The organism is Kribbella sp. NPDC049227 (assembly GCF_043197265.1).
Lineage (GTDB): Bacteria > Actinomycetota > Actinomycetes > Propionibacteriales > Kribbellaceae > Kribbella.
In genome coordinates this window covers 430,382-445,274 of record NZ_JBICST010000003.1, presented here as the reverse complement: position 1 = coordinate 445,274, position 14,893 = coordinate 430,382, and the positions used below count along the sequence as shown (strand labels likewise).

Sequence of the window (14,893 nt, the reverse complement as noted above, 5' to 3'; positions counted from 1 at the left end):
GACTGAGGAGACGCGGATGCGTGAGTACACCGTTCCTGCTGTGACCGAGCCACCCACCGGGAGCCTGAGCGACCCCGTCTGGGCGAACGCGTCCTCCCATCCTGACACCGCTGTGTTCAGCCGGCGGGTCGGGTCGGACTCAGGGGGAGGCTGGCTCGACGTCTCCGCGGCCGAGTTCGCCCGGCAGGTGACCGGCGTCGCGAAGGGCCTGATCGCGGCCGGCGTGAAGCACGGCGACCGGGTCGCCCTGCTCAGCGCGACCCGGTACGAGTGGACCCTGATCGACTACGCGATCTGGACCATCGGCGCGGTCACGGTGCCGATCTACGAGACCTCCTCGGCGTCGCAGGTGCAGTGGATCCTGACCGACTCCGACGCGGTCGTCGCGATCGCCGAGAACGCGGCCCACGGGGCGGTGGTCGAGTCCGCCCGGCCGGAAGCGCCGCACCTGCAGGAGGTCTGGCAGATCGAGGCCGGCGCCGTCGACGAGCTGACCGTGCTCGGCCAGGAGATCAGCGACACCGAGTTCGACAAGCGCCGTACGGCGGTCGTGCCGAGCGACCTGGCGACGCTCATCTACACGTCCGGGACGACGGGCCGCCCGAAGGGCTGCAAGATCAGCCACTCGAACTTCCTGGACGAGCTCGGCCCGGCGGTGAAGATCCTCGACGGCCTGTTCGACGTCAACGGCGCGAGCACGCTGCTGTTCCTGCCGCTGGCCCACGTGTTCGCCCGGATCATCCAGGTCGGCTGCGTGATGAAGATGGTCAAGGTCGGCCACACCGCCGACGTGAAGAACCTGGTCCCCGACCTCGGCGAGTTCAAGCCGACGTTCATCCTCAGCGTGCCGCGGGTGTTCGAGAAGGTGTTCAACTCGGCCAGCCAGAAGGCGCACTCGGAGGGCAAGGGCAAGATCTTCGACGCCGCCGCGGACACCGCGATCGCCTACTCGCAGGCGCAGGACAAGGGCGGCGCGTCGTTCGGGCTGAAGGCCAAGCACGCGCTGTTCGACCGGCTCGTCTACAGCAAGCTCCGCGCCGTTCTCGGCGGCCAGGTCCAGTACGCCGTCTCCGGCGGCGCGCCACTGGGTGACCGGCTCGGCCACTTCTTCCGCGGTATCGGCGTACCGGTGCTGGAGGGCTACGGCCTGACCGAAACCACGGCGGCGGTGGCGGTCAACCTGCCCGACGACATCCGCATCGGGACCGTCGGCCGGCCGCTGCCCGGTGTCTCGGTCGGGGTCGCGGACGACGGCGAACTGCTGTTCAAGGGCGGCCAGGTGATGCAGGGCTACTGGAAGAACGACGAGGCGACCGCCGCCGCGATCGACGCGGACGGCTGGTTCCACACCGGCGATCTGGGTGAGTTCGACGTCGACGGCTTCATCAAGATCACCGGCCGGAAGAAGGAGATCCTGGTGACCGCGGGCGGCAAGAACGTCGCGCCGACCGTGCTGGAGGACCAGATCCGGCTGCACCCGCTGGTCAGTCAGTGCATGGTCGTCGGCGACGGCAAGCCGTTCATCGCGGCGCTGATCACGATCGACCCGGAGACGATCGTGCCGTGGGCGACCGAGCGCGGCAAGCCCACCGACGTCGCGTCGCTGACCGCCGACGAGGACCTCATCGCCGAGATCCAGAAGGCTGTCGACGAGGCCAACGGCTCGGTCTCCAAGGCCGAGGGGATCAAGAAGTTCCACATCCTCGAGACCGACTGGACGCAGGAGAGCGGCGAGCTGTCGCTCAAGCTCTCGCTCCGCCGGCACATCGTGATGAAGAACCACGAGGCCGATGTCGAGGCCCTCTACACCAGGTAGGCGGCGTACACCCGGTATCAGCCGATCGGTTGATACCGGGTCGATCTTGATGGGCGATGTGGGTTGGGTGGGTCGTCCGCGAGGCTCGTCGTATGACCACGGCGAGTACGAGAACGGCGGCCCGTGGGGCTGTCGTCGAAGTCAGTAATCTGCGCAAGTCCTACGGCGACCGGACCGTCGTCGACGGTGTGTCGTTCACCGTCGAGGAAGGCGAGATCTTCGGGATCCTCGGCCCGAACGGTGCCGGGAAGACGACCACGGTCGAGTCCATCGAGGGCCTGCGGGTCCCCGACGCGGGCCGGATCCGGGTCGCCGGGCTCGACCCGGTCGCCGACCACGCGGCGGTGACCCAGGTCCTCGGTGCCCAGCTCCAGGAGAGCGAGCTGCAGGCCAAGCTCACCGTGCGCGAGGCACTCGAGCTGTACGCCGCCTTGTACCCGAACCCGGCCGACTGGCGGCCGCTGGCCGAACGCCTCGGCCTGACTGCTCAGCTGAAGACCCGGTTCGGCGTCCTCAGCGGCGGCCAGAAACAGCGGCTGTTCATCGCGCTCGCGCTGATCGGCAACCCCCGGGTGGTCGTCCTCGACGAGCTGACGACCGGGCTCGACCCGCGCGCCCGCCGCGACACCTGGGAGATCGTCGAGGACGTCCGCGCGCGGGGCGTCACCGTCCTGCTGGTCACGCACTTCATGGAGGAAGCGCAGCGGTTGTGCGACCGGATCGCCCTGATCGACAAGGGCCGCATCACCGCGCTCGACACACCGCGCGGCCTGATCAGCCGGACGGCCGGATCGACCGTCATCTCGTTCACACCGTCGGCACCGCTCGACGAGGAGGAACTCGCCGCACTGCCGGCGCTGGCCTCGGTCGAGTACAAGGACGACCGGATCACGCTCGGCGGGACCGACGACACCGTCACCGCGGTGCTCTCGCTCCTGGCCCGGCACCGCATCACCGCGCACCAGCTCAGGGTCACCGACGCCACGCTGGACGACGCCTTCCTCGACCTGACCGGAGCTACACAATGACTACCGCCACCACCGTTCCGACCGCGACTCCTCGCGGCACCGCCTCTCCCTTCGCCGCCGTGCTGCGCACCGAGGCTCGGCTGTTCCGGCGCGAGCCCGGCATCCTCTTCTGGACCCTGGGCTTCCCACCCGTGCTGCTGGTGATCCTCGGCAGCATCCCGTCGTTCCGGAAGGTCGACGACGGCCTCGGCGGTCTCCGGCTGATCGACCTGTACGTGCCGATCCTCGTGCTGGTCGCGCTGATCGTGACCGGCCTGCAGACGATGCCGCCGGTCATCACCGGCTATCGCGAACGCGGCATCCTGCGCCGGATGTCGGCGACACCGGTCCGCCCGTCCGCCTTGCTGATCGCACAGATGGGACTGAACGGCGCCACGGCGCTGCTGTCGGCGCTGGTCTGCCTCACGATCGGCCGGCTGGCCTTCGACGTGAAGCTTCCGCAGCAGGCGTTCGGCTATGCGCTGGCACTGTTGCTCACCGCCGCCGTCGCGCTGGCCATCGGTGCGCTGGTGACCGCTCTGGCCCGTACGGCGAAGGTCGCGAGCGCGATCGGCTCGGCGGTGTTCTTCCCGAGCATGTTCTGCGCCGGTGTCTGGCTGCCTGTCCAGAACATGCCGAATGTCCTCCGGCACATCGTCGAGGCGACCCCCTTCGGGGCGGCGGCCCGTGCACTGGGCCAGGCCGCGGCCGGAGACTGGCCGGCGTGGTCGCACCTCGGCGTACTCGCTGCCTGGGCGATCGTCCTCTCGGCGGCCGCCATCCGCTGGTTCCGCTGGGAGTAGGAGACTGACAGGGTGACGACAGCGGAAGCGGACATCGATCGGCGGCAGCAGGTGTTCCGGAGGTGGCAGCCGCTCGGTCTGCTCGTCCTCGGAACCCTCCTGTCGGCCGCCACGGTCGAGCTGATCATGCCGACCGCGGCGCGGCAAACCACGGCCGCGGCTCTCGTCGTCGCGGCCGTACTGCTCCAGCTCTGGTGGGGCGACCGCACCCGCGTCGGTCCGAGCCGGCTGTCGGTCACGTACTACGCGATCCGCTACGTGATCGGCTTCGCGCTCACCCTGATGAATCCGTTCTTCGCCTTCTACGCCGTGGCGGGGTACTTCGATGCCGAGGAACTGATTCCCGGGCGACGCTGGAGACGAGTCGCGCTGTTCGCCTGCTCGATCCCGGTGGCGGGGGCGCAGACCAGTGGGATCCCTGTCGACGGCGGGATGAAGTGGATCGTCTTCGCGGTCCTTCTGGCGGGCAACAACGTGATGCTGACGCTCGTCGTCCACTTCAGCGAACAGGAAGAACAACGGTCCCGGGGCCGGGCGGCCACCATCGTCGAGCTCCAGCAGGCCCGCGACGAGAACGCCGCTCTGCAGGCTCAACTCCTTGTCCAGGCAAGGGAAGCGGGCATCGCCGACGAGCGCCGGCGGCTGGCGGCGGAGATCCACGACACGATCGCCCAGGGCCTGACCGGCATCATCGCCCAGCTCCAGGCGGTCGCGACCATGTCCGACCAGACGGCCGCGCGGGAGCACGTGGACCGCGCGACCGAGCTGGCCCGGCACAGCCTGGGCGAAGCCCGCCGCTCGGTCCACAACCTCGCGCCCGCGGGTCTGTCGTACGACGGACTTCCCGAGGCGCTGCGCAAGACCGTCGACCAGTGGGCGGACCGGACCGGCGTACGCACGGAGTTCACGCTCACGGGTACTGCGCAGCACCTGCACGGGGAGGTGTCGGCCACGCTCCTGCGCATCACTCAGGAGGCCTTGGCGAACGTGTCCAAGCACGCGGCCGCGACCCGGGTCGGGGTCACCCTCAGCTTCATGGACGACGAGGTCACGTTGGACATCCGCGACGACGGCAAGGGGTTCGAACCGATGGCACTGCCCGCCCGCAGCAGCACCGGCGGTTTCGGTCTGGAGGGTATGCGCGCCCGGGCCGAGCGGATCGCCGGCTCGCTCACCGTCGAGGCCGAGCCGTGCGCCGGTACGGCGGTGTCGGCTCGCGTACCGTTGGTGCTCCATGAGTGAGATCTCGCTGCTTCTCGTCGACGACCATCCGGTCGTCCGCAACGGCCTGCGCGGCATGTTCGAGTCGGTGCCCGGCTTCACCGTGCTCGCGGAGGCGTCCAACGGCGTGGAGGCGGTCGCACTGGCCGCCGACCTCGACCCCGACGTGATCCTGATGGACCTGCGCATGCCGGGAGGCGGCGGGCTCGACGCCATCAGGGAACTGACCCGCGGCGGCGCCCGCGCGAAGGTCCTGGTCCTCACCACCTGGGACACCGATACCGACACCGTGCCCGCGATCGAGGCCGGTGCGACGGGCTACCTGCTCAAGGACGCCCCACGGGACGAGTTGTTCACGGCCGTGCGCGAAGCGGCGGCCGGACGGACGGTCCTCTCCCCTGCCGTCGCCTCCCGGCTGGTCTCGGCCGTCCGCACCCCGGCGCCGAGTCCGCTGGCTCCCCGCGAACGCCAGGTCCTCGCACTCGTTGCCATGGGCACCTCGAACCGCGAGATCGCCCGCGAGCTGTTCATCAGCGAGGCCACGGTCAAGACGCATCTCAGCCACCTCTTCACCAAGCTCGGCGTCAACGACCGCGCGGCAGCGGTGGCGAAAGGCTACGAGCAGGGCATTCTGGGGCGGGACTGACTCAGGGGAAGGACCCGGCACGCAGCAGCGCGCTGGGCAGGGTCTTACCGAGTTGTTTCTCCAGCCAGCCGGCCGAAGCGATGGTCTCGGCGAGGTCGACCGTCGTACTCCAGCCCATCCGTCGCAGCAGATAGAGCAAGTCCTCGGTCGCGAGATTGCCGGTGGCCGCCGGTGCGAACGGACACCCACCGGCACCACCGATGCTGGCATCCAGCGTGATGATGCCGGCAGCGAGTGCGGCCACCGCGTTCGCTGCGGCGGTGTTGCGCGTGTCGTGCAGATGAAGTCGCAGCGGGAGGTCCTGTCCGGCCATCGATCGGGCCAGCGCCGCCCGCTCGGTGATGTCAGTCGGTACGGCGACTCCGATCGTGTCGGCCAGGGCCAGCTCGTCAGGGCCTGCGGCAACGACCTGCCGGAGTACCTCGCCGAGGCGGTCGAGCGGGACCTCGCCTTCGAACGGGCAGCCGAAGGACGCGCCGATGGTGATGGTGGTGAAGATGCCTGCCGCCTTCGCCTCGGCGACCAGCGTCGCGGCGGTGGCGCAGGCCTCCGCGGTCGTCATCCCCTGATTGCGTTGACAGAAGGTGTCGGTGGCAACGACAACCACATCGATCTCGTCGACCCCGCCGGCCAGAGCCCGGTCGAGACCACGCTGGTTCATGACCAGTCCGGCGTACCGCACGCCGTCGTACCTCGGGAGGACGGACATGAGTTCGTCGGCGTCGGCGAGTTGCGGGACGCGGTGTGGGTTGACGAAGCTGGTCACCTCGATCCGGCGGGTGCCCGCGCGGACAGCGCGTTCGATCAGCTCGGCCTTCGCCTCGGCGGTGAGGACGGCGGACTCGTTCTGCAGGCCGTCGCGGGGTGCCATCTCGACGATCTGCACGGTGTTCATCGATCCTCCGCGAGGTAGCCGAGGGCAACGGGCTCGGCGATCACCTCGGCGTACTTGGCCTGCAGGTCGAACAGGTTCGCCTCATGCGGCCCGGGACCGCGATCACCGACCGCGTCCCGGACGACCAGCGGGACGAAGCCGTACTGGATCGCGTCGACCGCGCTGGCACGGATGCAGCCGCTGGTGCTGACGCCGGCGAGGACGAGCGTGTCGATGCCTTGGGCATGCAGCGTCGAGGCGAGGGTCGTGCCGAAGAACGCGCTCGCGTACTGCTTGACCAGGACGAGCTCGTCAGCGGCCGGCGCGACCTCCGGCATCAGCTCGCCCATCACGCCGCCGCCGTCGAAAAGCTGCGTCAACGCCGGCACCTTCCGGACGAACATCCCGCCGTCGACACCACCCGGGCCGTAGGCGACCCGGGTGTGGATGATCGGTACGCCGTGCAGGCGCGCCGCACCGAGCAACCGGGCGGCCGAGTCCAGGCAGTCCTTCGACGGCAGGCACAGCGGACTCGCCGGGTCGAAGTACGCCCGCATCAGGTCCACCACCAGCAAGGCCGGCCGGCTCCCCGGCTCGAGCCGCCCGTCGAACCCAGCGTCCGGACTCATCGCGCCACCGGTGGGCGTGGCGCCGGGAGGCCGGTCTCCGCCAGGGCATTGGCCAGGATGGTTTCGATGCTTGGGCCGCTGTCGAAGGTGGGCAACGGGTCAGGGCGACCGGTTCGGAGCTCCGTGCGCAACTCGTCCGTCGCCGCAACGTCGACCAGACCTTCTTCGTCGCACACCACGCCGTACCGGCGGGCGCCGTCGACGGTGATGAGACCGCGGAGGACCTCCAGACCGACCAGGTCGGAGTCGCGGGCGAGCGGGTCACCCCACCCACCGCCGCCCCAGGTGACGAAGTGCAGGAGGTCGCCGATCCCGACCGGTACGTCGTGCACCTTGCTGCCGAGCATCTCCGACGTACCGTCGGCGCGCTCGATCCACTTGCGGCTGCGCGCACCCGGTTCGCCGCCGTTCACGCCCCAGGGGTACGTCAGCCACCGGTCGTCGTGGATCGCGATCGTCCCCGCCTCCAGGAACCGGTACGCCACGTCGACACCGTTGCCGCCGCGATGCAGTCCCGCGCCACCGGTGTCCGCGACGGTCTCCCACCGCTCGATCCGCAGTGGGTAGTAGGACTCCAGGTACTCGCACGGGATGTTCACGAACGACGGCCAGAGCGAGTGACCGTCCGGCCCGTCCCCGACCGGGCGACCCGGGATCCCGCCGAACCCGATCGAGTACAGCTGGAACCACTCGCCCTTTCGCTCCCCCGGCCCGTAGTTGCCGGAGTACATGAAGTGCGGCGACGACGAGAACCCTGCGGCGTTGAGCAGGCTCGGGTTGGTCTGTCCGAGCAGTCCACCGAACAGGTCGAAGACACGGCCGATCCCGTGGTTGCGCGCGTTCAGCGCGGCCGGGAACTTCGGCTTCCAGAACGACTCGTCCGGGATCTTCACGTCGACCAGCGGGTAGAAGCCGTCGTTCCAGAGGATCTGTGGGTCGGCCACGGTGATCATGTAGATGCCGAAGAACATCCGGACCAGGTTCTCGTTCAGGTAGTAGTTGATCGGCCCCTGGGCCTGCGGGCTGCTGCCGCTGAAGTCGAGCAGCACCTTCTCCCCGGTGCGGGTCAGGCTGAGCTTCAGCTCGTACGGCCCGTACCCGAGCCCGTCGTCGCAGATGTAGTCGGTGAACGAGATCGTCTCGCCGTCGGTGAACACCATCTCCAGCAGCGTCTTCATCGCCCGGTAGTTGCGGTCCAGCAACTGTTCGAGCGCGGAGTTGTAGGTGTCCACGCCGAACCGCGCACACATCTCCTGCACCCGGCGGGCCGCGGTTCGGCAGGCGGCGACGATGCCGTGCAGGTCGGCCCGGTTCCAGTCCGGCTTGCGGACCTGGTTGAGGATGATCCGGAGCGCGTCCTCGTCGAGCACACCCTTCTTGTAGAGCTTGAAGGGCGGGATCACCACGCCTTCCTCGTAGATCGTGCGCGCGTCGGTCGGCATCGACGCCGGCGACTTCCCGCCGACGTCGGACATGTGCCCGAACATCGCCGACCAGCCGACGATCCGGCCGTCGACGTAGATCGGCAGCACCACCAGCCAGTCGTTCGCGTGGCTGATCGCCGCGCCGCACGAGTACGGATCGGAGGTGAGCAGTACGTCGCCCTCCTCGATGTCGCCGGCGAAGTTGTCCAGGAAGTCCGGGATCGACAGGCCGAACTGGCCGACCATCATCTTCCCGTCCGGGTTGGCGATCAGCGGGAACTCGTCGTGCTGCTCGCGGATCCCCGGCGACAGCGCGGTCCGGAACAGCACCTCGTCCATCTCGTACCGCGCGTTGCGCAGCGCGTTCTCGATCAGGTCGAGGGTGACGACGTCGACGTCGACGCGGGTCAGGGGTTCGGTGGCGGTCTCGATCAGGCGGGCCATGTCAGCGCTCCTCGTCCATCTCGTTGCCGGCGGGCCGGATCAGTAGGCTGCCGCTGGGATGCACGGTCGCCGCGTGCCCGGGCAGGATCAGGGTGGTGGAGTCCATCTCGGTCACGATCGCCGGGCCGCGTACGACGTTCCCGGCCCGCAGCAGCGCGCGGTCGTAGATCCCGGCGCTGACCTCGGCACCCTCGACCCAGATCTGGGCGCGCGTGCGCAGTGCGGGCGTGGGATCCGTGGCGCCGGCCGGCAGCTCGGACGCAGCGACCTCAGGCTTGGGTCCGTGCGCGGTCGCCCGGGCGGTGACGAGCTCCTGCTCTGCGTCCAGGACGAACGAGAACAGCCGCCGGTGCTCGGCGTCGAAAGCCTGCCGCAGCGCATCGAGCCCACCACCGTCACCGTCGAAACTGCCGAGGTCGACAGGCACAGGGATCTCGAAGCCCTGACCGTGGTACCTGAGGTCGACGGAGTACACGACCTCCTGCTCGTCCTCGGGAACGGCTTGGCCGGTGAGGGTCGCGCGGGCCTTGGCGGCGAGGTCCGTGAGCAGGTCGCGCAGGCTGTCGTCGGTCAGTTCGCCGAAGCGCCGTACCAGGGTGCGGACCGCCTCGTCGCGCAGGTTCGTGGTGGCATCGCCGTACGCGCAGAGCACTCCTGGCGACGGCGGGATGATCACCGGCCACGCACCGGTGAGCTTGCCGAGGGCGTTGGCGTGCAGAGGTCCGGCGCCACCGAAGGCGACCAGGGCGAAGTCACGCGGGTCGAAGCCCTGCTGGACCGATACCAGCCGGAGCGCACCGAACATGTTCTCGTTGACGATGTCGACAATCCCGGCAGCGGCAGCCTCCACCGAGGCCAGTCCGGTGGCATCCGCGATCGGCTTCACCGCGGCCCGCGCGGCCTCGCGATCGAGGGTGATCTCGCCACCGGCCAGATCGGCCGGAAGGTAGCCGAGGACAACGTTCGCGTCGGTGACGGTGGGCTGCGTACCACCGGCCGCGTACGCCGCCGGGCCTGGCGCGGCGCCTGCGGACTGCGGGCCGACGCGCAGAGCCTGGGTGAGGGGCGGTACATGGGCAATCGAACCGCCACCGGCGCCGACCGTCCGGACATCGACCGAGGTGGCCCGGACCTTCAGGTCTCCGACCGTCGTCTCCCGCCCGACCCGCGGAGTCAGGCCCTGGACGAGTGCGACATCAGTCGACGTACCGCCCATGTCGAAGGTCAGGAAGTCCGGGTAGCCGGCCTGTTCGGCCACCCAGGTCGCGCCGGTGACTCCACCGGCCGGGCCGGACAGCAGGAGGTTCACCGGGTTGTCGGCGGCAACCTTCGCGGACACCAGACCGCCGTCGCTGCGGAGGATGCACAGCCGGCCCTCGACCCCCGACTCGCGCAGTTGCGACTCGAGGTTGGCGACGTACCGCGCGACCTGTGGCTGGACCGCGGCGTTCGCGACTGTCGTGATGGTCCGCTCGTACTCACGCAGTTCGGGCAGGACCGCGGACGAGCGGGACACGGAGATGCCGGGCAGGATCTCGGCCGCGAGGGCCGCGACCCGCTGCTCGTGGTCGGGGTTGGCATAGGAGTTGATCAGGCTGATGCTGAGCGCCTCGACGCCGCGGTCCCTGAGGCGACCGAGCTTGGCGCGTACGTCGTCCTCGTCCAGCTCGGTCACCACGGTGCCGTCCGAGCCGATCCGGCCACGGATCTCGACCGTGTCCTCCAGCGCCGCGAGCGGTTCGGGCTTCGGCCAGATGATCCAGCCGGCCAGCCCGCCGGGGACGAAGGATCGGGCGATCTGCAGGACCTGCCGGAATCCCTCGGTGGTCACCAGCCCGACCCGGGCGCCCTTGCCCTCCAGGATCGCGTTGGTCGCCACCGTGGTTCCGTGGAACACCTCCCCGATCGAGGACGGTCCGACGCCGGCCGCCGTACAGGCCCGTTCGATCCCGCGCAGTACGCCGATCGACTGGTCCTCGGGAGTGGACGCGGTCTTGGCCCGGAAGGTCCGGCCGGTGTCCTCGTCGATCAGCAGGATGTCGGTGAACGTGCCACCGACGTCCACACCGAGCCGATACGTCATGGGTTCCTCCTCAGATCACACCGGCCGCGCGCAGCGAGTCGAGCTCGCTGTCGCCGAGGCCCAGCAGGTCGCGGTAGATCAGGTCGTTGTGCTCGCCGAGTGCCGGGCCGACATGCCGGACCCGGCCCGGGGTGCCGGACAGCTTCGGGACCACGTTGTGCATGGCGAACTCGCCCAGCTCCGGGTGCAGCAGCCGGACGATCGCCTCCCGAGCCTTGAAGTGCGGGTCGGTCAGCATGTCCTTCGCGCGGTAGATCCGGCCGGCCGGAACGCCGTGCTGGTTCAGCCGGTCCAGCAGTTCGTCCGCCTTGACGGTGCCGCTCCAGGCGGCGATCAGGTCGTCCAGCTCGGCCATCGAGCTGCCCCGCGCGCCGTGGGTCGCGTACCGCTCGTCGTCGGCCAGCTCGGGACGGCCCATCGCCTCGGCGAGCCGGCGGAACACGGTGTCCTGGTTCGCCGCGATCAGGATCATCTCGCCGTCGGCGGTCGGATACACGTTGCTCGGGGCAACGTTGGGCAGAGTGGTGCCGGTCCGCTCCCGCTGGTATCCGGCCACCTGGTACTCCGGCACCAGCGACTCCATCATCGCCAGCACCGCCTCGTAGATGGCGGAGTCGACCAGCTGCCCACGGCCGGTCCGGCTGCGCTGGTGCAGCGCGACCAGGGTGCCGAGACACGCGAAGGTCGCGGCGAGCGAGTCGCCCAGCGAGATCCCGGCCCGCGACGGTGCACGATCCGGGTCCCCGGTGACGTACCGGATCCCGCCCATCGCCTCGCCGATCGAGCCGTAGCCCGCGCGTTCGGCGTACGGACCGGTCTGGCCGAAGCCACTGACCCGCGTGACGATCAAACCGGGGTTCAGCTCCCACAACCGCTCCGGCCCGAGCCCCCAGCGCTCCAACGTTCCCGGCCGGAAGTTCTCGATCAGTACGTCGGAACCGGCGATCAACCGGCGGACGAGATCCTGGCCGTCCTCGCTGCGGAGGTCGGCGGTGACCGACAGCTTGTTCCGGGCGACCACCGGCCACCACAGCGACTTGCCGTACGGGCGTTCGCGGCCCCACTGCCGCATCGGATCACCGCGGCCCGGGTCCTCCACCTTGATCACCTCGGCGCCGAAGTCGCCGAGCAGCTGACCGCAGAAGGGACCGGCCAGCAACTGGCCCAACTCGACGACGCGGACGTCGTCCAACGGCAGGGGTGTACTCATGCACCGTCCTCAGATTGCATGCAATTCGCCGGTTGTGATGCCGGAGAAGCTACGCCGACCCGCAGAGGGTGTCAACGGATTGCATGCAATCTGAGGTGGTTGTACGGTGACTTCCACCATGGACGAGAGCACCACACCGATCCGCGCGGCCGACAACGGGCACGCCGCGGACGAGGCCTACCGGCTGATCCGGGAGCAGATCCTGACCGGACGGCGCGACGGCGGCGAATGGCTCCGCGAAGGCGAGCTGGCCGACGCGTTCGGCGTCAGTCGCACCCCGATCCGGGAGGCGTTGCGCCGGCTCACCGCCGAGGGCCTGGTCCGGTACGAGCGGAATCGCGGCGTGCAGGTCCAGGTCTGGAGCGTGCGCGACCTGGACGAGATCTTCAGTCTCCGGTCGGTTCTCGAGCCCTGGGGCTGCCGGCTCGCGGCGACGTCAGGCCGCGCCGATCTCACCATGCTGGCCGAGCTGGCCGATGCGATGGACCGGATCGCTCCCGACGGACTGCCCACCGACGTGGACCGGCTCACCGAGCTCAACAACCGCTTCCACCGAGCGATCCTGGAGGCGGCCGACAACACGCGCCTCACCGCGGTGATCTCCTCGATCGTTCAGGTCCCGCTCGTCTGGCGGACGTTCACGCGCTACTCCCCCGAGGCGCTCCGGCGCAGCCTCGCCCACCACCACGAGCTCGTCGCCGCTCTCACCGCGGCCGACCCCGATTGGGCCGAGTCCGTCATGCGCGGCCACGTCCGGGCAGCCTGGAACACCTTGCGAACCGAGTAGTCCGCACGGTGCGTCCATCGGTCAGCGGCCGCCCGTGAACGTGATTCCGTTGGTGATGTGCTTCTGCGCGACGAAGAACAGCACCAGACAAGGCAGTGTGATCAGCACCGACGTTGCCATCAGCAACGGAGTGTCCGTGCCGTTGACGGACTGGAAGCCGGCCAGCGCGAGCGGGAGCGTCTTCCACTTGTCGGAGTTGATGTAGATGGCCGGGCCGAGAAAGTTGTTCCAGTAGCCCATGAACAGCAGGATCGAGACCGCCACGACAGCCGGCCGGGCCAGCGGCAGATAGACCAGCCAGAACGTCTTGAACCACCCGCATCCGTCCACCACCGCGGCGTCGGCGAGCTCGGACGGCATCCGGGCGAAGAACTGCCGGAACAGGAAGATGTAGAACGGCGACCCGAAGAACGCCGGCAGGATCAGCGGATAGAGCGTGTCGATCATGCCGAGGTTGTTGAAGAGCATGAACTGCGGCACCATCGTCACCTCCCCCGGCAGCAGCATCGTCGCCAGGACGACCGCGAACACGACGCCCGAGAACCGCACCCGCAACCGCGCGAACGCGAAGCCCGCGAGCGAACACGAGAAGACCGTGCCGATGATCGGGATCAGCGTGGTCAGCACCGAGTTGAGTGCGTACCGCCAGAACGGGAACGACGTGATCGCCCGCGTGTAATTGTCCCAGAGGAACTCCTGCGGCCACACACTCGCACCGGAACTTCCCACCCCGGCCAGCGATCGCAGCGACGTCGCGAGCATCCACAGGAACGGGTACACGAACACCAGTGACCCGAGGGCCAGAACGACGTACAGGACGACGGTGAGCGAGATGTTGCGCCGCCAGAACGGGCGGTCGGTGCGGAACGCCACCGCCGGCCGTGACTCCGCCAGGACGGTCATCGCCTTCTCCTCTTCCGGCCGCCGGACAGCTCGGACTCGTAGTACACGGCGAACGCGCTTCCCCGGGCCGTCACCGCGGTCAGCGCCAGGATGATGACGAACAGGATCCAGGCCAGCGCGGACGCGTAGCCCATCCGGAAGTTCTGGAACGCGTTGTCGTACAGGTAGTAGACGAAGAACAGCAGCGAGTCCTTCGGGCCGCCGTTCGCGATGAAGCCCTGGGTGAAGATCTGCAGCGCGCCGATGATCCCGGTCAGCGCGTTGAACAGGATGATCGGCGACATCTGCGGCAGCGTCACGTGCCAGAACAGCCGCACCGGACCGGCGCCGTCCAGCGCCGCCGCCTCGTAGAGGTTCGACGGCACGTCCTTCAGCCCGGCCAGGTAGATCACCATCGCGCCGCCGACCGTCCACAGACTCATCAGGATCACCGTCGGCAACGCCCAGGACGCATCGTTGAACCATCCGGGCCCGGTGATCCCGAACTTGCCCAGTACGTCGTTCGCCAGGCCGTACTGCGGGTTGAACACCCACAGGAACAGCACCATCTGCGCCACTCCGGACACCAGACTGGGCAGGTACCAGACAGTCCGGAAGAAACGCATCCCGGGCAGCTCCGCGTTCAGCAGCATCGCTACCAGGAACGCCAGGGCGGTCTGCAGCGGCACACTGATCAGCCCGTACAGCAGCGTCACCTTCAGCGCCTGCCCGACCCGCGGATCCTGGAACGCCTCGCTGTAGTTGGCCAGGCCAACGAACTTCGGCGGCGTGATCAGGTCCCACGAGGTCAGGCTGACGTAGATCGAGGACGCCATCGGTCCGACCGTGAAGATGGCGAAGCCGATCAGCCACGGCGAGACGAACAGCCAGAACGCGATCGTCTTGTCGGCCCGCGGCCACTTCCGCTTCGCCCCGTACGCCGCCAGCCCGATGACGGCGTACAGGACGATCAGCAGGAGCAGGAACGGGACCAGCGGCACGAGTACGGCGGGGACGCCCAGGGACGCCGCGAGTTCGCGGATCCAGCCGATGGTCGGGTTCACGGA

General features: G+C 69.0%; 13 protein-coding genes. 6 read left to right on the top strand and 7 right to left on the bottom strand.

The features are described from left to right. The first annotated feature begins 16 nt into the window (after window positions 1-16). From ACGFH6_RS14400 to ACGFH6_RS14380, 5 genes are all read left to right on the top strand, one after another. Window positions 17-1,816: an AMP-dependent synthetase/ligase gene (locus tag ACGFH6_RS14400; protein ID WP_393383725.1), complete on the top strand. Its 1,800-nt coding sequence runs from the start codon at window positions 17-19 to the stop codon at window positions 1,814-1,816. A gap of 92 nt (window positions 1,817-1,908) precedes the next feature. Then, window positions 1,909-2,844 carry an ABC transporter ATP-binding protein gene (locus ACGFH6_RS14395; RefSeq protein ID WP_393383723.1) on the top strand — a complete coding sequence of 312 codons (936 nt, stop codon included), beginning with the start codon at window positions 1,909-1,911 and terminating at the stop codon, window positions 2,842-2,844. Further along, entirely contained in the window at window positions 2,841-3,626 is a 786-nt protein-coding gene (locus ACGFH6_RS14390) for an ABC transporter permease (protein WP_393383722.1), read from the top strand. Before ACGFH6_RS14395 ends, ACGFH6_RS14390 begins: the two co-directional genes overlap by 4 nt. A 12-nt stretch (window positions 3,627-3,638) precedes the next feature. Next, a complete protein-coding gene (locus ACGFH6_RS14385; protein ID WP_393383720.1) occupies window positions 3,639-4,868 on the top strand; it encodes a histidine kinase in 1,230 nt (409 codons plus the stop codon). After that, window positions 4,861-5,493: a response regulator gene (locus ACGFH6_RS14380; protein WP_393383718.1), complete on the top strand. Its 633-nt coding sequence runs from the start codon at window positions 4,861-4,863 to the stop codon at window positions 5,491-5,493. The genes ACGFH6_RS14385 and ACGFH6_RS14380 overlap by 8 nt, the downstream gene beginning before the upstream one ends. Window position 5,494: 1 nt before the next feature. Here the strand turns inward: ACGFH6_RS14380 and ACGFH6_RS14375 are convergent, their stop codons facing one another. From ACGFH6_RS14375 to ACGFH6_RS14355, 5 genes are read right to left on the bottom strand one after another with little or no spacing between them, the layout of a single operon-like run. Then, window positions 5,495-6,388, bottom strand: a complete 894-nt coding sequence (locus ACGFH6_RS14375) for a hydroxymethylglutaryl-CoA lyase (protein ID WP_393383716.1) — start codon at window positions 6,386-6,388, stop codon at window positions 5,495-5,497. Beyond that, window positions 6,385-6,996, bottom strand: coding sequence for an isochorismatase family protein (locus ACGFH6_RS14370; protein WP_393383714.1), 612 nt, complete (start codon window positions 6,994-6,996; stop codon window positions 6,385-6,387). The genes ACGFH6_RS14375 and ACGFH6_RS14370 overlap by 4 nt, the downstream gene beginning before the upstream one ends. After that, window positions 6,993-8,864 (bottom strand): hydantoinase B/oxoprolinase family protein, encoded by a 1,872-nt coding sequence (locus ACGFH6_RS14365; RefSeq protein WP_393383712.1) that lies wholly within the window; start codon window positions 8,862-8,864, stop codon window positions 6,993-6,995. Before ACGFH6_RS14365 ends, ACGFH6_RS14370 begins: the two co-directional genes overlap by 4 nt. A gap of 1 nt (window position 8,865) precedes the next feature. Continuing rightward, on the bottom strand, window positions 8,866-10,947 hold the full coding sequence (locus ACGFH6_RS14360) for a hydantoinase/oxoprolinase family protein (RefSeq protein WP_393383710.1): 2,082 nt from the start codon (window positions 10,945-10,947) through the stop codon (window positions 8,866-8,868). 10 nt (window positions 10,948-10,957) lie between these two features. Beyond that, the gene (locus ACGFH6_RS14355) at window positions 10,958-12,157 is read right to left on the bottom strand and encodes a CaiB/BaiF CoA transferase family protein (protein WP_393383708.1); all 1,200 of its coding nucleotides are present in this window, start codon (window positions 12,155-12,157) and stop codon (window positions 10,958-10,960) included. A 106-nt stretch (window positions 12,158-12,263) separates the two neighbouring features. On the opposite strand from ACGFH6_RS14355, the gene ACGFH6_RS14350 reads away from it, so the two are divergent. Then, complete coding sequence (locus ACGFH6_RS14350) at window positions 12,264-12,944, top strand: GntR family transcriptional regulator (RefSeq protein WP_393383706.1); 681 nt, start codon at window positions 12,264-12,266, stop codon at window positions 12,942-12,944. 21 nt (window positions 12,945-12,965) lie between these two features. On the opposite strand, the gene ACGFH6_RS14345 is transcribed toward ACGFH6_RS14350, so the two are convergent. Together ACGFH6_RS14345 and ACGFH6_RS14340 are read right to left on the bottom strand one after the other, a co-directional pair. Further along, window positions 12,966-13,847, bottom strand: coding sequence for a carbohydrate ABC transporter permease (locus tag ACGFH6_RS14345; protein WP_393383704.1), 882 nt, complete (start codon window positions 13,845-13,847; stop codon window positions 12,966-12,968). Further along, complete coding sequence (locus tag ACGFH6_RS14340) at window positions 13,844-14,890, bottom strand: carbohydrate ABC transporter permease (RefSeq protein WP_393383702.1); 1,047 nt, start codon at window positions 14,888-14,890, stop codon at window positions 13,844-13,846. Before ACGFH6_RS14340 ends, ACGFH6_RS14345 begins: the two co-directional genes overlap by 4 nt. Between the last annotated feature and the right edge of the window lie 3 nt (window positions 14,891-14,893).